Source organism: Streptomyces sp. SYP-A7185, from assembly GCF_046103685.1.
Lineage (GTDB): Bacteria > Actinomycetota > Actinomycetes > Streptomycetales > Streptomycetaceae > Streptomyces.
Genome location: NZ_CP122310.1, coordinates 4801487 through 4819526 on the forward strand (window position 1 = coordinate 4801487; position 18040 = coordinate 4819526).

The 18040-nt window shown below is 72.4% G+C and carries 14 protein-coding genes and 2 tRNA genes; 6 read left to right on the top strand and 10 right to left on the bottom strand.

Annotated elements, in window-relative coordinates; all coding sequences use genetic code 11:
• Positions 1-13: 13 nt before the first annotated feature.
• From QBL25_RS21030 to QBL25_RS21040, 3 genes are all read left to right on the top strand, one after another.
• The gene (locus QBL25_RS21030) at positions 14-2536 is read left to right on the top strand and encodes an MFS transporter (RefSeq protein ID WP_409058568.1); all 2523 of its coding nucleotides are present in this window, start codon (positions 14-16) and stop codon (positions 2534-2536) included.
• 174 nt (positions 2537-2710) lie between these two features.
• On the top strand, positions 2711-3529 hold the full coding sequence (locus tag QBL25_RS21035; RefSeq protein ID WP_409058569.1) for a YceI family protein: 819 nt from the start codon (positions 2711-2713) through the stop codon (positions 3527-3529).
• 76 nt (positions 3530-3605) lie between these two features.
• Positions 3606-4067 (top strand): PPOX class F420-dependent oxidoreductase, encoded by a 462-nt coding sequence (locus QBL25_RS21040; protein ID WP_409058570.1) that lies wholly within the window; start codon positions 3606-3608, stop codon positions 4065-4067.
• Between the two features lie 19 nt (positions 4068-4086).
• On the opposite strand, the gene QBL25_RS21045 is transcribed toward QBL25_RS21040, so the two are convergent.
• From QBL25_RS21045 to QBL25_RS21080, 8 genes are all read right to left on the bottom strand, one after another.
• Positions 4087-4857 carry a TetR/AcrR family transcriptional regulator gene (locus QBL25_RS21045; protein WP_409058571.1) on the bottom strand — a complete coding sequence of 257 codons (771 nt, stop codon included), beginning with the start codon at positions 4855-4857 and terminating at the stop codon, positions 4087-4089.
• Positions 4858-4953: 96 nt separating this feature from the next.
• Positions 4954-6471 carry an MFS transporter gene (locus QBL25_RS21050; protein WP_409058572.1) on the bottom strand — a complete coding sequence of 506 codons (1518 nt, stop codon included), beginning with the start codon at positions 6469-6471 and terminating at the stop codon, positions 4954-4956.
• 210 nt (positions 6472-6681) lie between these two features.
• The gene (locus QBL25_RS21055) at positions 6682-8859 is read right to left on the bottom strand and encodes an ArnT family glycosyltransferase (protein WP_409058573.1); all 2178 of its coding nucleotides are present in this window, start codon (positions 8857-8859) and stop codon (positions 6682-6684) included.
• Positions 8856-10184 carry a glycosyltransferase gene (locus QBL25_RS21060; protein WP_409058574.1) on the bottom strand — a complete coding sequence of 443 codons (1329 nt, stop codon included), beginning with the start codon at positions 10182-10184 and terminating at the stop codon, positions 8856-8858. Before QBL25_RS21060 ends, QBL25_RS21055 begins: the two co-directional genes overlap by 4 nt.
• Before the next feature lie 26 nt (positions 10185-10210).
• The gene (locus QBL25_RS21065; RefSeq protein ID WP_409058575.1) at positions 10211-11851 is read right to left on the bottom strand and encodes a sensor histidine kinase; all 1641 of its coding nucleotides are present in this window, start codon (positions 11849-11851) and stop codon (positions 10211-10213) included.
• Entirely contained in the window at positions 11848-12609 is a 762-nt protein-coding gene (locus QBL25_RS21070; protein ID WP_409058576.1) for a response regulator transcription factor, read from the bottom strand. The genes QBL25_RS21065 and QBL25_RS21070 overlap by 4 nt, the downstream gene beginning before the upstream one ends.
• A gap of 224 nt (positions 12610-12833) precedes the next feature.
• Positions 12834-13193, bottom strand: a complete 360-nt coding sequence (locus QBL25_RS21075) for an antibiotic biosynthesis monooxygenase family protein (protein ID WP_409058577.1) — start codon at positions 13191-13193, stop codon at positions 12834-12836.
• Positions 13194-13367: 174 nt separating this feature from the next.
• A complete protein-coding gene (locus tag QBL25_RS21080) occupies positions 13368-14234 on the bottom strand; it encodes a DUF2797 domain-containing protein (protein ID WP_409058578.1) in 867 nt (288 codons plus the stop codon).
• Positions 14235-14606: 372 nt separating this feature from the next.
• On the opposite strand from QBL25_RS21080, the gene sigJ reads away from it, so the two are divergent.
• Both sigJ and QBL25_RS21090 read left to right on the top strand, forming a co-directional pair.
• Entirely contained in the window at positions 14607-15551 is a 945-nt protein-coding gene (gene sigJ, locus QBL25_RS21085; protein ID WP_409058579.1) for an RNA polymerase sigma factor SigJ, read from the top strand.
• A 160-nt stretch (positions 15552-15711) separates the two neighbouring features.
• The gene (locus QBL25_RS21090) at positions 15712-16911 is read left to right on the top strand and encodes an NAD(P)/FAD-dependent oxidoreductase (protein ID WP_409058580.1); all 1200 of its coding nucleotides are present in this window, start codon (positions 15712-15714) and stop codon (positions 16909-16911) included.
• A gap of 67 nt (positions 16912-16978) precedes the next feature.
• On the opposite strand, the gene QBL25_RS21095 is transcribed toward QBL25_RS21090, so the two are convergent.
• Both QBL25_RS21095 and QBL25_RS21100 read right to left on the bottom strand, forming a co-directional pair.
• Positions 16979-17051: transfer RNA gene (locus tag QBL25_RS21095), tRNA-Arg, on the bottom strand.
• A gap of 191 nt (positions 17052-17242) precedes the next feature.
• Positions 17243-17333 (bottom strand) — tRNA-Ser (locus QBL25_RS21100).
• Positions 17334-17547: 214 nt separating this feature from the next.
• On the opposite strand from QBL25_RS21100, the gene QBL25_RS21105 reads away from it, so the two are divergent.
• Complete coding sequence (locus QBL25_RS21105; protein WP_409058581.1) at positions 17548-17991, top strand: SSI family serine proteinase inhibitor; 444 nt, start codon at positions 17548-17550, stop codon at positions 17989-17991.
• Positions 17992-18040 lie beyond the last annotated feature (49 nt).

Below are 18040 nucleotides of genomic sequence, written 5' to 3' on the forward strand. Positions count from 1 at the left end.
GAAGAGGAAGCCCATGGCAACAACCACACCATCCGGTGTGCGGGGCAGCCACGCCAAGCACGGAGCGTCGCACGACGAGAACGCTCCGATGACGCACCGCCAGATCATGGAGGCCCTTTCCGGCCTGCTGCTCGGCATGTTCGTCGCGATCCTGTCGTCGACGATCGTCTCCAACGCCCTGCCCGAAATCATCGGCGACCTGGGCGGCGGCCAGTCCGCCTACACCTGGGTCGTCACCGCGTCGCTCCTGGCGATGACGGCGACCACGCCCCTGTGGGGCAAGCTGTCGGACCTCTTCAGCAAGAAGGCCCTGGTCCAGATAGCCCTGATCATCTACGTCGGCGGTTCGATCGTCGCGGGTCTCTCGCAGAGCCCCGAGATGCTGATCGCCTGCCGCGTCGTGCAGGGCATCGGCGTGGGCGGTCTCTCCGCCCTCGCGCAGATCGTGATGGCCGCGATGATCTCCCCGCGTGAGCGCGGCCGGTACTCCGGCTACCTCGGCGCGACCTTCGCCGTGGCCACCGTCGGCGGCCCGCTGCTCGGCGGCGTCATCACCGACACGTCGTGGCTCGGCTGGCGCTGGTGCTTCTACGTCGGCGTGCCCTTCGCGATCATCGCCCTGATCGTCCTCCAGAAGACCCTGAAGCTCCCCGTCGTGAAGCGGGACGTCAAGGTCGACTGGGGCGGCGCCTTCTTCATCACGGCGGCCGTCTGCCTGCTCCTGGTCTGGGTGACCTTCGCGGGCGACAAGTACGACTGGATGTCCTGGCAGACCGGCGTCATGGTCGGCGGTTCGATCGTCCTCGGCCTGCTCTTCCTGCTCGTGGAGTCCAAGGCCAGCGAGCCGATCATCCCGCTGCGCCTCTTCCGCAACCGCACCATCACCCTCGCCTCGCTGGCCTCGCTCTTCGTGGGTGTCGGCATGTTCGCGGGCACGGTGTTCTTCAGCCAGTACTTCCAGCTGGCGCGCGACAAGTCGCCGACGATGTCCGGTGTCATGACGATCCCGATGATCGGCGGCCTGTTCATCTCCTCGACGGTCTCGGGCCAGATCATCACCAAGACCGGCAAGTGGAAGGCCTGGCTGGTCTCCGGCGGTGCGCTCCTGACCGCGGGCCTCGGCCTGCTCGGCACGATGCGCTACGACACCGAGTACTGGCACATCGCGATCTACATGGCGCTCATGGGTCTCGGCATCGGCATGATGATGCAGAACCTCGTGCTCGCCACGCAGAACCAGGTCGCTCCCCAGGACCTCGGCGCCGCGAGCTCCGTCGTCACCTTCTTCCGTTCCCTCGGTGGCGCCATCGGCGTCTCGGCGCTCGGCGCCGTGATGTCGACCCGCATCACCCACTACGTGAAGGACGGCCTCGCCGACCTCGGCCCGAAGGCCGCCCAGATGGGCCACGGCGGCACCGGTGGCGGCGGCATTCCGGACCTGGACAAGCTCCCGGCCCCGCTCCGCACGGTCATGGAGAGCGCCTACGGGCACGGCATCGCCGACGTCTTCCTGATCGCCGCCCCGCTGGCGTTCCTCGCCTTCCTGATCACGATCTTCATCAAGGAGGTCCCGTTGCGTACCTCGGGTGGGCTCGCCCAGGCAGCCGAGGCGTCCCAGACGCCGGCCGCCTCCCCCGCGGCCGCCACCGCCACCACCGCCGAGCAGCCGGTCCTGGCCTCCGTCGGCGCGCACACCGAAGCGGGCCCCGACGGCACGCAGCGGCTCGCCGCCGTCGCCTCGTCGGCCGCCGGTGACGCACCGCCGCAGACCACCGGCGGCACTCCGGTCCACGGCTTCGTCCGCGGCGCCGAGAGCACTCCGGTCCCGCGGGCCGCGGTCACGCTGATCTCCCTCGGGGGACGGCAGCTGGGCCGTGCGGTCGCGCAGGGCGACGGGTCCTACGCGGTCGACGCCCCCGGCGCCGGCTCGTACGTCCTGATCGCGTCGGCCGACGGCTTCCAGCCGCAGGCCTCCACGGTCGTCGTCTCCGACGAGGCCCTGAACTACGACATCCTGCTGAGCGGCACGAGCGGCCTCAGCGGTGTGGTGCGGGCCACCGACGGCAAGCTGCCGGTCGCCGGCGCCATGGTCATCGTGACCGACGTGCGAGGCGACGTCCTGGCCACCGGGCTCACCGGCGAGCAGGGCGAGTTCACCTTCGCCGAGCTGGTCCCCGGCCAGGTCACCATCGCGGTGAACGCCGCGGGCCACCGCCCGATGGCGCTGCCCGTCGAGGTCGGCGCGGTCGGCGTCACCCGGGTCGAGGTCGAGCTGAACTCCGGCGCACAGGTGCTCGGCACCGTGCGCGCCAAGGGCGGCCCGCTGAACGACGCACGGGTCACGCTGGTGGACGCGGCGGGCAACGTCGTGGCCTCCGCCACCACCGGGTCCGACGGCGCCTACGCCTTCACCGACCTGGACAGCGGCGAGTACACCGTCATCGCGACCGGCTACCCGCCGGTGGCGACCGGCCTGACCGTCGCGGGTGAAGGTGTCGGCGACCACGACATCGAGCTCGCCCACCCGGGCGAGTGACCGACCCCGGCCCGTGCGCGCGCTTCGAGCGGATGCGCGCGCACGGGCCGGTTGTGGAAAGGGCCCCCGGGTCGGTGGTGACGTACACGGCAGGGGACGGCCGTGTCACCGCCGCCGGGGGCCGCACTCTTTTTGAGCTTTTTGGCTTTTCAGCTTTGGCAAGGAGAAAACGGGATGGCACTGAGCGCTCGGATCCGGACGCGGGACGGATGGGCGGTATCCCACGCCGTCGTCACCCTCACCGACATGACCGGTACGCAGGTGCTGCGGGCCGCGGCGGACCAGGACGGTGCCGTACGCGACGCCACGGACCTGACGCCGGGCCCGTACACCGTGATCGTCACGGCGGTCGGCTACGCCCCCGTGGCCTCGACCGCGCTCGTCACGGCCAGCGGCCGTGCCGAGGTCGGCAACGTCGTCCTGGCCCGGCAGGGCGGCACGGAGCTGCCGCCGCCCGGGCCGTGGACCATCGACCCGGCGCACTCGACGGTGGGCGCCACCGCCCAGCACCTGGGGATCACCAGCGTGCACGGCCGGTTCACGGAGTTCGGCGGGCGGGTGGAGATCGCCGAGGACGTGGAGAAGTCGCGCGTCGAGGCCGTCATCAGGTCGGCGTCCATCGACACCGGCAACGGCATGCGGGACGGCCATCTGAAGTCGCCCGACTTCCTGGACGTCGACCAGTACCCGGAGCTCACCTACCGGTCGACGGGTCTCACGCCCGCCGGTCCCGACCGCTGGACGGTCCACGGCGAACTCCAGATGCACGGCGTCGTACGCCCGGTGGACCTGGACCTGAGCTACCTCGGCACCGGCGCCGACCCCTGGGGCGGGACGCGCGCGGCCTTCCGGGCCACGGCCGAGCTGCGCCGGGAGGACTTCGCCATGAACTACAACCAGGTGGTGCAGGCGGGGATCTCGGCGATCGGCACGACGCTCCGGGTGGAGCTGGACGTCCAGGCGGTCCAGGGGGAGAGCCTCCCGCAGGTCTAGGCGGGCCTGGGCGGGTCTAGGCGGGCCTGGGCGGGCCTGGGCGGGCCGGGCAGGGGAGCGGCGTAGGGTGCCGGGCATGGCATCCAACGTCGCGACCAACACCACCGTCACGATCGACGAGTTGCTGGACTTCGTCCGGCCCCGGCACCGGGCGGTCCTGCTCACCGCCCGTGGTGACGGATCCCCGCAGGGCTCCCCCCTGACCTGCGGGGTCGACGACTCCGGGCGGATCGTGGTGTCCACGTACCCGGAGCGGGCCAAGACGCGGAACGCCAAGCGGAATCCGCGGGTGAGCATCCTCGTCCTGAGCGACGAGTGGAACGGCCCCTGGGTGCAGATCGACGGGACGGCGGAGGTCATCGACTCCCCCGAGTCGGTGGAGCCCCTCGTCGAGTACTTCCGGAACATCTCCGGCGAGCACCCGGACTGGGACGAGTACCGCGAGGCGATGGTGAAGCAGGGCAAGTCCCTCATCCGGATCACTCCGGAGCGCTGGGGCCCGGTGGCCACGGGCGGCTTCCCGCCGGCCAAGGCGTAACCAGAGAACCGGCAAGCCCCTACAAGGTCGCCTCGATCCCCGCGACAAGGAGATCGAGGGCGACCTTGAAGTCCAGCTCCCACATCTCCTCGACCGTGGACCCGCCCCGCGCCTCCATCAGATCGGCGGAGCTGTGCAGGGTCTCCTCAAGCTCCGGGTGGTCGCTGACCGCCCCCATGGCCTCCTTGAAGTACTCCTCGGGAGTGAGCCCGGCCGCGGTGCACCGCGCGATGTAGTGCCCCTGCACCGTGCCGAATCCGTACACGAACTGGAAGACCGCGGCGATCGCGCCCGCCTGCTTCTCCGTGGGCAGGCCGGTCCCGCGGACCACTTCCTGCACGCCCAGCGAGAACCTGATCCAGTTCGGCCCGATGTTGAGGAAGTTGCCGATCAGCGGTGACACCCAGGCGTGCCGGACCAGCAACGCCCGGTACTCCTGCGCCAGTTCGCGCAGCGTCTGACGCCAGCGGTCGGGCGTGACCGAACCCGGGTCCGGCACGGCCATCTCCCCCGCGGCCGCGTCCAGGGCCAGTTCGAGGAGGTCGTCCTTGGTGTCGACGTACCAGTACACGGACATGGCCGTGACGTTCAGGTCCGCGGCCAGGCGCCGCATGGAGAACTTGGCGAGGCCCTCCTCGTCCAGGAGGCGGACCGTGGCCTCGGTGATGCGCTCCCGGTCCAGGCCCGACGGCTGATCACTCCTGCGGCCCGCGCCGTTCCGGGGGGCCTTGCCCTCCAGCCAGACGCTGGTCCGCGTGGGGCGCTTCGCGCGGTCGGCTGCCTTCGCCATGGCGCACCTTCCTGGTCCTGAGCTCTTGTACCGATACCGGTGGTCCCGGGCGGGCGACAGACCGGAATTGGCCAGTCCGCCACCCACCCGTCGATGCTATGCGGACGCCGTGGCCTGGTCCGCCTTGGCAGAGTCTGCCCTCTCCGCACGCTTCAGCAACGCGGCCGCCAGCATGCCCCCGAGCAGCACGGCCACCGCGCCCACCAGCTGACTGGTCTCCAGACCCGAGGAGAACGCGTCGGAGATCCGCGCCCGTTCGGCGTCCGAGCCCGCGGCGGCCAGCGCGGCGGGCAGCGAGACCGCGGAGACGGTGACGAGCGAGGCGAAGCGTGAGTTCAGGACAGCGCCGAGGACGGCCACGCCCAGACCGTTGCCGAACTCCGCGAGCGTGCCGTTGACGCCCGCGCCCACGCCCGCCTTCTCCGGCGGGATCGCGCTCATGATCGCGTTGGCCATGGCGGGCATGGCGAGCGCGATGCCCGCGCCCATCACGATGAGACCGGCCAGCATCCCGCCGTAGTTGTCGCCGCCGAGCATGGCGATCGCGGCGAGGCCCGCGGAGAGCAGCGCCATGCCGATGGCGATCGTGGCGGGCGTGCTCGTCTTCTTCAGGAGCCGCGCGCCCAGGCCGGTGAGGTTGAGCGCGACGACGGTGACCGCGAGGGGCGCCGTGCGCAGGCCCGCCTCCAACGGCTCGTAGCCGAGGACGAACTGGAGGTGCTGGGTGAGCAGGAACAGCGAGCCGCCCATGCCGAAGGCGACCAGGATGGCGCCCGCGACGGCGCCGATGAACTTCTGGTTGCGGAAGAAGTGCATGTCCAGCATCGGGTACGGGATGCGCAGCTCCCAGACGACGAAGACGCCGAGGACCACGACGCCCACCGCGGCCGCCACCAGGACCTGGGCGGACGTCCAGCCGTGCTCGGGGCCGGAGATGATCGCGTACACGACCGAGGCCATGCCGATGGTGGAGAGCAGTGCGCCGAGCAGGTCGGGGCGGTCGCCCTGCCGGTTCTTGGACTCCGGGACCAGTTTGACGACGGCGGCGAGCGCGACGATCACGACGGGGATGTTGATCAGGAAGATCGCGCCCCACCAGAAGTGGTTGAGCATGACCCCGCCCATCAGCGGGCCGACGGCGAAGCCGAGGGAGTTGACGGTCGACCAGAGGCCGATCGCCTTCATCCGCTCGGTGTCGTCGAAGATCTGCACGATCACGGCGAGCGTGGTGGTGATCAGGAGCGCGCCCCCGATGCCCATCCCGGCCCGCGCGGCGATGAGCTGCGCCGACGACTGGGCGAGCCCCGCGACGAGCGAGCCGATGCCGAAGAGGGCCAGGCCCGCGGTGAGCATCTTCTTGCGGCCGTAGCGGTCGGCGGCGCTGCCCGCGGTGAGCAGGAGGCCGGACTGGACGAGCGAGTAGGCGTTGATCATCCACTGGATGTCGGCCGTGGACGCGTCCAGCTCCTCGGTGAGGGAGGGGATGGCGACGTTCAGGACGGTGTTGTCCAGGAGGACGGTGAGCTGGGCCAGGCAGATGACACCCAGGATCAGCCAGCGCTGGGGGTGCCCTTGGGGGGTGGCGGGGGTCTCGGCGGTCGTCGTTGCCGTCATACCCTCTCCTTCTGCTTATACGGTGTACGTGTGGTCGGTGACATACACCGTAGAGCATCTCTCATACGCCGTACAAGAGGGTTGTCGGCGGGATGGCCGCATGGCCGCACGGCAGGGCGGGGCGGGGCGGGGCGGCGTGACGCATGGCGGAGGGGGCCGGCCGCTGGATGCGGCCGGCCCCCTCCGTGCGCCGCTGACGTGCGCGAGCCGTCAGCTCTGGGGCCGGGTCAGGTCGTAGAAGGTCGCGCCGCCGACCGTGACCTTCTCGAAGGTGTCCTCCACCCAGGAGCTGATCTTGGAGCCGGTGCCGCTGTCGCCGCCCATCCCACCTCCCATGCCGCCGCCCATGCCGCCGCCCGAGATGAAGTAGTGGATCTTTCCCTCCTCGACGTACTGCTTGAACTGGGCGAGGGTCGGGGACGGGTCGCTGCCGTTGAAGCCGCCGATCGCCATCACCGGATCTCCGGTGGCGAGTTGGTAGCTGGCGGCGTTCTGCGAGCCGATGGCCGCCGCCGACCAGGTGTAGTCGTCGGCGTCCGCCGCCAGGAGCTTCTTCGCCTTGGCGCTGACCTGGGCGCCGTCGAGAAGCCCGCCCATCCCGCCGCCTCCGCGCTCGGCCATGCCACCACCGGGCATGCCGCCACCGGGCATGCCGCCCGGCTGCTGGCCCTGCTGGCCCTGCTGGCCCGTCTGCCCCTTCTGCGAGGGGCCGTTCTGCGACTGACCGGTCTGGCCGTTCTGGCCCGGGGGCTGTCCCATGCCGCCGCCGTTCCGGCCCCCGGTGGGCGGCTGCATTCCGCCGCCTCCGCCGGGACCGCCCCCGCCGGGGCCGCCGCCCATCCGCCCCGCCGAAGCGGGACCCGCGGTCACGATCGACCCGGTGTGCGCGCTGTTCACCGTGGAGAGCGTGTACGCGACCGGCCCCGCCACCGAGGCGGCCAGGCTCAGGCCGACCGCCGCGAGGGCGAGTCGGCGCCCGAGCCGCGCCGCGAGCAGCAGGCCGAGCGCCCCCGCCAAGCCGGCGACGAGCACCGCCCAGCGCAGCCAGGGAAGGTAATCGGGGGTGCGCCCCAGCAGGACGTACCCCCACCAGGCCGTGCCCGCGACGCTCACGCCGAGCAGCGCGCCCGCCCACCACTTGGCCCGCTCCTCCCACAGGACCGTGGCGCCCATGCCGATCAGCGCCGCGATGTAGGGGGCGAGGGCGACCGTGTAGTACTGGTGGAAGATCCCCGCCATGAAGCTGAAGACGCCCGCCGTCATCAGGAGAGCGCTGCCCCACGCCACGAACGCCGCGCGCACGGTGTCGGTCCTGCGGGCGCTCCAGGTGAGGACGATGCCGCCGACGAGCAGGATCAGCGCGGCCGGGAGCAGCCAGGAGATCTGGCTGCCGACCTCGGAGTTGAACATCCGCCCGAGCCCGGTCTCGCCCCACTGGCCGCCGCCACCGCCACCGCCCGGGCCGCCACCGCCGCCGACGCTGCCGGTCTCCTCGCCGTTGATGCGGCCGAGGCCGTTGTAGCCGAAGGTCAGTTCAAGGAAGGAGTTGTTCTGCGAGCCGCCGATGTACGGCCGCGAGGACGCGGGCCACAGCTCCACGATCGCCACCCACCAGCCGCCGGCCACGATCATCGCGAGCCCGGAGAGGGCGAGCTGGCCGAAGCGCTTGCGCAGCCGCACGGGCGCGCACACCGCGTACAGGACCGCGAGCGGCGGCAGGATCAGGAACGCCTGGAGCGTCTTGGCCAGGAACGCTAGGCCGACCGCGACGCCCGCCCACACCAGCCACTTGGTGCGGCCGTGCTCCAGGGCGCGCAGGACGCAGTACACGGTGACGGTCATCAGGAGCGCGAGCAGCGCGTCCGGGTTGTTGAACCGGAACATCAGCGCGGCGACGGGCGTCAGCGCCAGCACCGCGCCCGCGATCAGCCCGGCCGCCGGGTTGAAGCGGCGGCGCACGGCGGCGTACAGGACACCGACCGTCGCGACCCCCATGAGCACCTGCGGGGCAAGGATCGCCCAGGAGTTGAGCCCGAAGAGGCGTACGGAGAGCGCCATCGGCCAGAGGGAGGCCGGGGGCTTGTCGACGGTGATCGCGTTGCCCGCGTCGAGCGAGCCGAAGAACATCGCCTTCCAGCTCTGGCTGCCCGCCTGGACGGCCGCGGAGTAGAAGGAGTTGGCGTAACCGGACGCGCTGAGGTTCCAGAAGTACAGGACCGCGGTCGCGAGCAGCAGCCCCAGGAAGGCGGGGCGCGCCCAGCGCGGGTCGTCGTGGCGGCCGTGCCAGAGCCGCGCGGGCAGGGTGCGCGGTGACCGGTGGGCCCGCTCGCCCGGTGCCGCGAGCGGCGGCGCCGGGGGCGGGGCGGGCACGTGGGAAGTCGTCGTCATCGTGCGTTCCTCGGATCGTGTGCGTAAGGGGGCTCGTACGAGGACGGGGCGCCGGGCGGTGCCGCGTCGGCGCGGCGCTCCGGGAACACCCAGGCGCGCAGGAGCAGGAACCGCAGCACGGTCGCCGCGAGGTTGGCGGCTATCAGGACCGCCAGTTCCGTGGAGTGGGACGGGGAGCCCGACGCGGCGCCGAGCGCGGCCAGCGAGCCGCTGGTGAGGGCGAGTCCGATGCCGAACACCACCAGGCCCTGCGCCTGGTGCCGCATCGCGCGGTCCCGGCCGCGCACCCCGAAGGTCAGCCTGCGGTTGGCGGCCGTGTTGGCGACCGCCGAGACGAGCAGGGCGAGCGCGTTGGCCACCTGCGAGCCCGCGAACGTACGGAAGCCGGAGTACAGGAGCAGATAGAAGAGCGTGGAGAGCGCGCCGACCACGCAGAAGCCGACCAGCTGGCGGGCGAGTCCGCCGGGCACGCCGGTCAGCTGCCGGTCGCGCGGGTCGTCCCCGAAGGGGCGCGCGAGGCGGTCCAGCGGCAGCGCGCCGGCCGCGAGGGCGCGCCCGACCCGCCACACGCCCTTGAGGTCGTCCGTGGCCGTCCGCACCAGGTGGACCGTCGAGTCGGGGTCGTCGACCCAGTCGACCGGCACCTCGTGGATGCGCAGCCCGGCGCGCTCGGCGAGCACCAGCATCTCGGTGTCGAAGAACCATCCGGTGTCCTCGACCAGCGGCAGCAGCACCCCCGCCACGTCGCCCCTGATCGCCTTGAACCCGCACTGGGCGTCGGAGAAGCGGGCCTGGAGCGAACCGCGCAGGATGAGGTTGTAGCCGCGCGAGATGAACTCCCGCTTGGGGCCGCGCACCACGCGGGAGCTGCGCGCGAGCCGGGAGCCGATCGCCAGGTCCGAGTGACCGGAGATCAGCGGCGCCACCAGCGGGAGCAGTGCGTTCAGGTCGGTGGACAGGTCCACGTCCATGTAGGCGAGGACGGGGGCGTCCGAGGCCGACCACACGGCGCGCAGGGCCCGTCCGCGCCCCTTCTGTTCGAGCCGCGTGTAGCGGACCTCTTCGCTCGCCGCCGCGAGCCGAGCCGCCACCTCGGGGGTGCGGTCCGTGGACGCGTTGTCCGCGACGGTGATCCGGAAGGGGTAGGGGAAGGTGCGGACGAGATGGTCGTGGAGGCGCAGCACGCACGGCCCCAGGTCCTTCTCCTCGTTGTAGACGGGGATCACGATGTCCAGGACGGGCACATCACGCCATCCGGCGGGGAGGTGGGCCCGCGCCGGCAGAGGGACCGAGCAAGCGCCGCCCGGGAAAGAGTCGGTTTGCATGACACCGACATTCGCCAAGCGGTCTGTCAGGGCCGTGTGGTGAGCCTGTGGCCCGCCTGTGAGTCCGAATCCGGGCCGCTGACCTGCACAGATGCCGGTGCGGTCACCTCGGCCGACGCCTGATCGGGTGCCGCGGGCGACCCCTGCCCGGCCACGGCGGGCAGCGTCACCGCGAAGACCGTCCGCCCCGGCGCGCTCTCCACCGAGACCCCGCCCCCGTGCGCCGCCACGATGGCCTGCACGAGGGCGAGGCCCAGCCCGGTCGACCCGGCGTTGCGGGAGCGCGAGGCGTCGCCGCGGGCGAAGCGCTCGAAGACGTGGGGGAGGAGGGCGGGGGCGATGCCGGGGCCGTCGTCCTCGACCTCCAGGCGCACGGCGGGGCCGTCCCGCCGCACGCGCGCGGTGACCTTCGTGCCCGGTGGCGTGTGCGTACGGGCGTTGGCGAGGAGGTTGACGACGACCTGCTGGAGGCGGGCCGCGTCGGCGAGGACGAGCGCGGGCTCGTCCGGCAGCTCCAGGGACCAGTGGTGCCCGGGGCCCGCGGCCCGCGCGTCGCTGACGGTGTCGACGACGAGCGGCGAGAGATCAGTGCTCTCGTACGAGAGCGGCAGTCTGGCACCAGGCCCGCCACCGCCCGTACGCCCGCCGTCGCGCCCCTCGTCCAGGCGCGCGAGCAGCAGCAGGTCCTCCACGAGGCCCGTCATCCGCTGGGCCTCGGACTCGATCCGGCCGAGCGCGTGGCGCGTGTCGGGCCCGGTGGACTCCCGTCCCCTGCGCGTCAGTTCGGCGTAGCCGCGGATCGAGGCCAGCGGCGTCCGCAGCTCGTGGCTGGCGTCCGCGACGAACTGGCGTACGCGCGTCTCGCTCTCCTGGCGCGCGTGCAGCGCGGAGTGCACGTGGTCGAGCATGCGGTTGAGCGCGGCGCCCACCTGCCCGACCTCCGTGTTCGGCGCCGTGTCGGGGACGCGTTCGTACAGCGTCACCTCGCCGCTGTGCAGCGGCAGTTCGGAGACGCGCGTGGCGGTCGCGGCGACCCGGCGCAGCGGGCGCAGGGCGACGCCGACCATGGCGGCACCGGCGAGCGAGGCGGCGACCAGGCCCGCGGCGGTGACGCTGATCTCGACGATGATCAGCGTGTTGACGGTGTTCTGCACCTTGGTGGTGGGGACGCCGACCAGGAAGTCGCCGTTGGGGCCCGTCGCGTACTGCACGCGGTACTCGCCGAGGCCGGGGATGTCGACGTTGTGCGGCCGCCGGTCACGCGGCACGGAGGCGAGCGCCTCGGACTGCGCCCCGTCCAGCCGCTCGGTCCGCGGCTCGATGCCACCGCTCTCTGACTCGTCGCTGACCAGTGCCTCGCCGACCGAGCCGTCGTCCTCGACGACCGCCCCGATGGTGCCGAGCTCCTGGGGCCCCCTGGACACGAACCGCAGCGGGTCGCCGGAGTCCCCGACGATGCCGCCGGGCACGTCCTGGCCCGGCTTGGGCTGCGGACCCGACGCGCGCATCGCCACCGCGCCGAGCGACTTGTCCAGCTGCTCGTACAGATGGGAGTGCAGCGCGATGGTGGTCACCGTACCGATCACCGCGCAGACCACGGCGATCAGCGCCACCGCCGAGACGACGAGCCGCGTCCGCAGCGACCGCGGCTGCCGCCGCCGCTTCATGAGGCGGCGGCCACCTCGGCCGAGGCCGCGGCCTTGATCAGGTAACCGGCGCCGCGCCGCGTGTGGATCATCGGCTCACGGCCGGCGTCGATCTTCCTGCGGAGGTACGAGATGTAGAGCTCGACGACGTTGGCCTGGCCCCCGAAGTCGTAGTTCCACACGCGGTCCAGGATCTGCGCCTTGCTGAGCACGCGCCGCGGGTTGCGCATCAGGAAGCGCAGGAGTTCGAACTCGGTGGCGGTCAGATGGATGGAGTCCCCGCCGCGCGTCACCTCGTGGCTGTCCTCGTCGAGGGTGAGGTCACCGACGGCGAGCACGGACTCGCTGCGCCGGTCGGCGGCCCCGGCCCTGCGGATGAGCCCGCGCAGCCGCGCGACGACCTCCTCCAGGCTGAAGGGCTTGGTCACGTAGTCGTCGCCCCCGGCGGTGAGCCCGGCGATCCGGTCCTCGACGGCGTCCTTGGCCGTCAGGAACAGCACGGGTACGTCGGGCAGCTCGCGCCGCAGCCGGCCGAGCACGGCGAGGCCGTCCATGTCCGGCAGCATCATGTCGAGCACCACGGCATCGGGCCGGAAGGACCGGGCGGCGCGTACGGCGCCGGCGCCGTCCCCCGCGCTGCGGATCTGCCAGCCCTCGTAGCGCAGGGCCATGGAGAGCAGTTCCGTGAGCGACACCTCGTCGTCGACGACGAGCACGCGGACGGGGCTACCGTCCGCCCTGAGCAGTTCGGTACGCCCCTGGGGCGAGGTCGTGGTCATGCCATACAGGGTGGGGCGCGGCCGTGAGAGGGAGCTTTCCCCAGCCTGTGAATTTCCTGAGAACCAGGTGGGGGGCGGGGGGCCGGGGGCCGGGTGCCGGGGGCCGGGGTCCGGGGTCCGGGTGCGAGAAAATCCCGTACGACACGGTCTCTCACGGCCTCTCACGGTTCGCGACGGGATTTTCTTGCACCGGGCGTGAACAAGCGCCCTTGCACCGGACGCGATCAAGCGCCCCGCTCGAACCCGTAGCTGCGCTCCACCTTGGCGATGTGGACGGCGTACTTCTCGTACCACTCCTCGCGCCCGCGCCGCTGGGCCGTGCGGTGCTCCGCCCGGCCGCGCCACTGCTTGATCGCGTCCGCGTCCCGGAAGTACCCGACGGTGATGCCGAGCCCGCCGGGCGTCCGCGCGGACTCGACGGCGAGGAAGCCGGGGACGGTGGTGACCAGCTCGTCCATGAGGTCGGCGGTCCCGTCGTAACCGTCGTCATGGCCGTGGTCGGGCTCGGTCCTCAGGGAGGTGAACACGACGGTGTAGTAGGGCGGTTCGAAGGGCGGGACAGGTGCGACGGGTTGATCACTCATGGCCCAAGATTCGGCCGCGCCCGGCCCGCCTGTCCACCCTCGTCCGGCCTTCATTGCCGTACGGGCAGACAGACTTGACCCTCCGGTCAGCCAACGCGGCCCCGGGGGTGGGCAGTCAACGCGGCCCGGGGGTCGGCCAACCCGGCCCGGGGTTCGGAAAACGCGGCCCGGGGGTCAGAAAAGGCCGCCCTGGACGAGCGGCACCTCCCGTACGGGCACGGTCGTACGCTCCGCGTCCCCCGCCCCTTCAAGCCGCCAGCCCCGCAGCAACCGGCTGTCGAGCACGATCAGCCGCCCCCCGTCGTCCAGGCAGACGTCGGGCCCGGCCACGGCGACGAGATCCCCCAGCACCACCCCGCCGTCGACGAGCTCGGTGACGGCGAACCCGCCGACGCCCGCAAGACGCGCCAGCCCGAACGCCTCGCCGTGGTCCACCACGCCCTGCTCCCCCAGGGGCATCCGCTCCAGGGACTCGGGCCACCCGTCGAGCGCGAGGGCGAAGCCGTGCATGCGCTCCAGCTCGCGCCGCCGCTCGTCCTGGCCCGGCAGACCGGCCCTGACGGCCCGCTTTCTGGCGTACGAGATCCGGTCCGGCACCCCGAGGGCCACCCGCAGCAGCTCCTCGGCCCGGCGCGCGGCCATCAGCGGGCCACGGCCCAGCCAGGCGAAGGCCACGGCGCCCTGTTCGAGGAGCCGGGCCGGGCCGCGTTCCTCGCGGGTGAGGCCGACCTTCACCATCCCGGCGCCGAACCAGGCGAGATACACGCGGTAGGTCCGGGGATCGTCCGCGAGGGTGTCGGCGGCCACCGAGTGCGCCCGGTCGAGGCGCGCGCAATCCGCGCACCGGGCCTGCGTCCCCCGCCCCGGCACCACGGCACCGACCGGGCAGGGATTCCCGCGCGCCCCCACGCACTCCCGCCGCCCGAGCGCCCGGAACCCCACGCGCCGCCCCACGACCAGCGGACTGACGTCCCCCCGCTCCCACACGAGCCCGGCCCGCCCACCGTCCGCCCAGCTCAACCCCGCACTGCGCCACTCCATCCCCCCAGTCTCACCCACCCGCCCGGACCGGGAGGCGGAGCCGCGGGGCGGGCGGGTGGACGGGCCGCGGGGCGGGCGGTCGGGCGGGCCCCGGGGCGAACCGCGAGGCGGAACCCGGGCGGGACCCGGGCGGACCGCGGGCGGACCGCGGGACGGACCCCGGAGCGGACCGCAGGCCGAACCCCGGGCCGACCGCAGGCCGAACCCCGGAGCGGACCGCAGGCCGAGCCCCGGAGCGGGCCGCGAGGCGGAACCCGGGCGGACCCCGGCCGACCGCAAGGCGAACCCCAGGTCGACGGGCCAACTGCCGCCCCCCTCCCGCCCGGTGAGCGGGCCGGGCCCCCGCCCGGCACGCGGGCTAGGATCCGGAGCATGGCTCTGACCGTGCAGGACGTCGACCGGTTCGAGGCGGCCATGCCTCGGCTCCAGGCCATCGCCTACCGCCTCCTCGGCTCCGCGAGCGACGCCGAGGACGCCGTGCAGGACACCTTCCTGCGCTGGCAGGCCGCCGACGTCGACCGCATCGAGGTCCCCGAGGCCTGGCTGACGAAGGTCCTCACCAACCTGTGCCTCAACCAGCTCACCTCGGCCCGCGCCCGCCGCGAGACCTACGTGGGCCAGTGGCTGCCCGAGCCCCTGCTCGCCGGTGACCCGATGCTCGGCCCCGCCGACACCGCCGAGCAGCGCGAATCCCTCTCGTACGCGGTCCTCGTCCTTCTGGAGCGCCTCTCGCCCAACGAGCGCGCGGTCTACGTGCTGCGGGAGGCCTTCGGCCACGCGCACCGGGAGATCGCCGAGATCCTCGACGTCAGCGAGTCCTCGGCCCAGCAGATCTACCACCGCGCCAAGAAGCACGTCGCGGCCGGCAAGGCCCGCGCCGAGGTCGACGAGGCCACCGCGCGCCGCATCATCGACGAGTTCCTCGCGGCCGCCACCAGCGGCCGGACCGAGCCGCTCGTCCGGCTGCTCACCGAGGACGCCATCGCCGTCGGCGACGGCGGCGGCAAGATCCCGGCCCGCGCCAAGGCGTTCGAGGGCGCGGTCGCGGTCGCCAAGTTCATGCGGGGCCTGTTCAAGCCCAGCGGCGCCAAGCGCGCCTACGTCGGCGGCTCCCCCGGGGTCTACGTCACGACCGCCAACGGCACCCCCGCGATCGTGGCCGTCATCGGCGGCCAGGTCGTCGGCGTGATCTGCCCGGAGATCAGCGCGGACGGCATCGTCGCGTTCCGCAGCCAGGTCAACCCCGACAAACTGGAACGCGCGACGCGCCAATGGGCGACGACCGACCACGGAGAGGCCCTCTTCGAGGCCTTCTAGAAATCCGGCCGAGCCCTGCCTTCCAGAAACTCTCCTCAGCCCTTCTCTCCCACCCCCGCCCGCACTGTGACCTGCTTCACACCAATCACCTGTCAGGAATCACGGGGCTGCCCGGTTCAAGTGGCGAACCCGCTGAAGAGCTGATGACAGGAGCAGGGACATGCAGCACCGCATCGTCGTCATCGGAGCCGGATACACCGGAGCCGCCGCCGCCGGACGTCTCGCCAAGCGGCTGCGCCGCGAGGACGTCGCCATCACCCTCGTCAACGCCGAACCCGACTTCGTCGAGCGCGTCCGGATGCACCAGCTGGCGGTCGGCCAGGACCTCGCCCCGCGCCCCTTCAGCGAGATGTTCGCCGGCACCGGCGTCGAGCTGCGGCTCGCCGAGGTCACCGCCGTCGACGCCGACCGCAAGACCGTCGCCGTCAGCGGCGAACAGGGCGCCGAGGAACTGGCGTACGACTCCCTGGTCTACGCCCTCGGCAGCGCCTGGAACGCGCAGGGCGTCCCCGGCACCGCCGAGCACGCCCACGAGATCGCGAGCCGCCCCGGAGCGCTCCGGCTGCGCGAGCGCCTGGCCGCTCTGGGCGCGGGGGAGAGCGTGGTCGTCGTCGGCGGCGGCCTCACCGGCATCGAAGCCGCCACCGAGATCGCCGAGGCCCGCCCGGACCTGGACGTCGCGCTCGCCGCCCGCGGCGAACTCGGCGACTGGCTCTCGCCCAAGGGCCGCGCCCACGTACGGAAGGTCTTCGACGGGCTCGGCATCACCGCGCACGAGCACGCCGCCGTGACCGGCGTCGAGGCGGACCGCGTCACCACCGCCGGCGGCGGTACCGTCCCGGCCGCGGTCACCGTGTGGACCACGGGCTTCGCGGTGCACCCGATCGCGCGGGCCAGCGGCCTGGACGTCACCGACGACGGCCAGATCGTGGTGGACCGGACCATGCGTTCGGTCTCGCACCCGGACGTGTACGCGATCGGCGACGCCGCCATGGCGATGGGCCCCGGCGACAAGCCGCTGCGGATGTCGTGCGCGACCGGCACCCCCATGGCCTGGCAGGCCGCCGACGCCCTCGCGGCCCGCCTGACCGGCGCAAAGATCCCGAAGACCCTGATGCGCTACTTCAACCAGTGCATCTCGCTGGGCCGCGGGAACGGCCTCATCCAGTACGTCACCGCCGACGACCGCTCGGTCAACGCGGCCCTGACCGGCAAGCTCGCCGCCACCTACAAGGAAGTCATCTGCAAGGCCGCGGCCTGGGGCGTCGCCCACCCCACCCTGGGCATCCCGACCAGGCCCCGCCCCCTCACCCACCGGCCGCAGCCCCACCCGACCACCCAGGCCGAAGCCTCGGCCTGACCACCACCGACGGCCCACCCCGACAACGCGAAAGGCCCCCGGATGATCCGGGGGCCTTTCGACTGCGTGCACTCGGCAGGATTCGAACCTGCAACCTTCTGATCCGTAGTCAGATGCTCTATCCGTTAAGCTACGAGTGCTTGTTTTTTCTGTTTTCTGTCTTCGCTTCCCGGCCTTTCGGCCCGTTCGCGGCGACAGGAAGAACATTACATGACCGCCGCCGCCATGTGAAATCCGTTAGCCACACCGCTTGCGACCTGCGGAAACGTGCCTCCCGGGGGGGGATGCGCCGAAGCCCCGGTCCAGGGGACCGGGGCTTCGGGTGTTGCAGCGGAGGCGGAGGGATTTGAACCCTCGATGGGATGTAAGTCCCAAACCGCATTAGCAGTGCGGCGCCATAGACCGGACTAGGCGACGCCTCCAGCTTGCACTCCTGCGCGAGCGCGGGGGGTGCGTGCAGATGATGACACAGCCGGGCGGCGTGTCACCAATCGCGGCTTCCACGGTACTAGTCGGGCGGCCCGCAGGGCAAAGCGTCTTTTCCGCGCCCGCAACGTCCGGGCGTCAACGGCGTTAGACGCGGTAGAGCCCGTACGTGTTCGCGTACGCCGGTATCCCCACCCAGTGGAGCCCGTCATGCTGCGCCGTCTCGTCCTCACCGCCGCCGCGTCCGTCGCCGCGCTGTCCGTCGCGCCCGTCGTCGCCCATGCCGGGGCGGGCCCCCTCGACCTCTCGTCGCCGTCGGCCGCGCCGTCCCCCGACCGGCTCACCGTGACGGTCACCGAGGCCGGGAGCGGCTGGGACGGGACGTACGAGCTGGAGTGCCACCCCACGGGCGGCAGCCACCCGCAGGCGCAGGACGCGTGCGCGCGGCTCGACGAGAGCACGTGGGGCACCGACACCTTCGCGCCCACGCCGGCCGACGCGAACTGCACCATGCAGTACGGCGGCCCGGCCACCGCCCGCATCACCGGGACCTGGCACGGGCGGCCCGTCGACGCCTCGTACAACCGCAGCAACGGCTGCGAGATCTCCCGGTGGAACAGCCTCGTGCCCGTGCTGCCCGACACCGGCGCCTGAGCCCGGCAGCCCCACCCGGGACCTTCGCCGATCTTTTTCGGCCACCGTC

Excerpts from the sequence above, each read along its gene's own strand:
- QBL25_RS21030 (WP_409058568.1), top strand. The coding sequence starts at position 14 with ATGGCAACAACCACACCATCCGGTGTGCGGGGCAGCCACGCCAAGCAC.
- QBL25_RS21035 (WP_409058569.1), top strand. The coding sequence starts at position 2,711 with ATGGCACTGAGCGCTCGGATCCGGACGCGGGACGGATGGGCGGTATCC.
- QBL25_RS21040 (WP_409058570.1), top strand. The coding sequence starts at position 3,606 with ATGGCATCCAACGTCGCGACCAACACCACCGTCACGATCGACGAGTTG.
- QBL25_RS21045 (WP_409058571.1), bottom strand. The coding sequence starts at position 4,857 with ATGGCGAAGGCAGCCGACCGCGCGAAGCGCCCCACGCGGACCAGCGTC.
- QBL25_RS21050 (WP_409058572.1), bottom strand. The coding sequence starts at position 6,471 with ATGACGGCAACGACGACCGCCGAGACCCCCGCCACCCCCCAAGGGCAC.
- QBL25_RS21055 (WP_409058573.1), bottom strand. The coding sequence starts at position 8,859 with ATGACGACGACTTCCCACGTGCCCGCCCCGCCCCCGGCGCCGCCGCTC.
- QBL25_RS21060 (WP_409058574.1), bottom strand. The coding sequence starts at position 10,184 with ATGCAAACCGACTCTTTCCCGGGCGGCGCTTGCTCGGTCCCTCTGCCG.
- QBL25_RS21065 (WP_409058575.1), bottom strand. The coding sequence starts at position 11,851 with ATGAAGCGGCGGCGGCAGCCGCGGTCGCTGCGGACGCGGCTCGTCGTC.
- QBL25_RS21070 (WP_409058576.1), bottom strand. The coding sequence starts at position 12,609 with ATGACCACGACCTCGCCCCAGGGGCGTACCGAACTGCTCAGGGCGGAC.
- QBL25_RS21075 (WP_409058577.1), bottom strand. The coding sequence starts at position 13,193 with ATGAGTGATCAACCCGTCGCACCTGTCCCGCCCTTCGAACCGCCCTAC.
- QBL25_RS21080 (WP_409058578.1), bottom strand. The coding sequence starts at position 14,234 with ATGGAGTGGCGCAGTGCGGGGTTGAGCTGGGCGGACGGTGGGCGGGCC.
- sigJ (WP_409058579.1), top strand. The coding sequence starts at position 14,607 with ATGGCTCTGACCGTGCAGGACGTCGACCGGTTCGAGGCGGCCATGCCT.
- QBL25_RS21090 (WP_409058580.1), top strand. The coding sequence starts at position 15,712 with ATGCAGCACCGCATCGTCGTCATCGGAGCCGGATACACCGGAGCCGCC.
- QBL25_RS21105 (WP_409058581.1), top strand. The coding sequence starts at position 17,548 with ATGCTGCGCCGTCTCGTCCTCACCGCCGCCGCGTCCGTCGCCGCGCTG.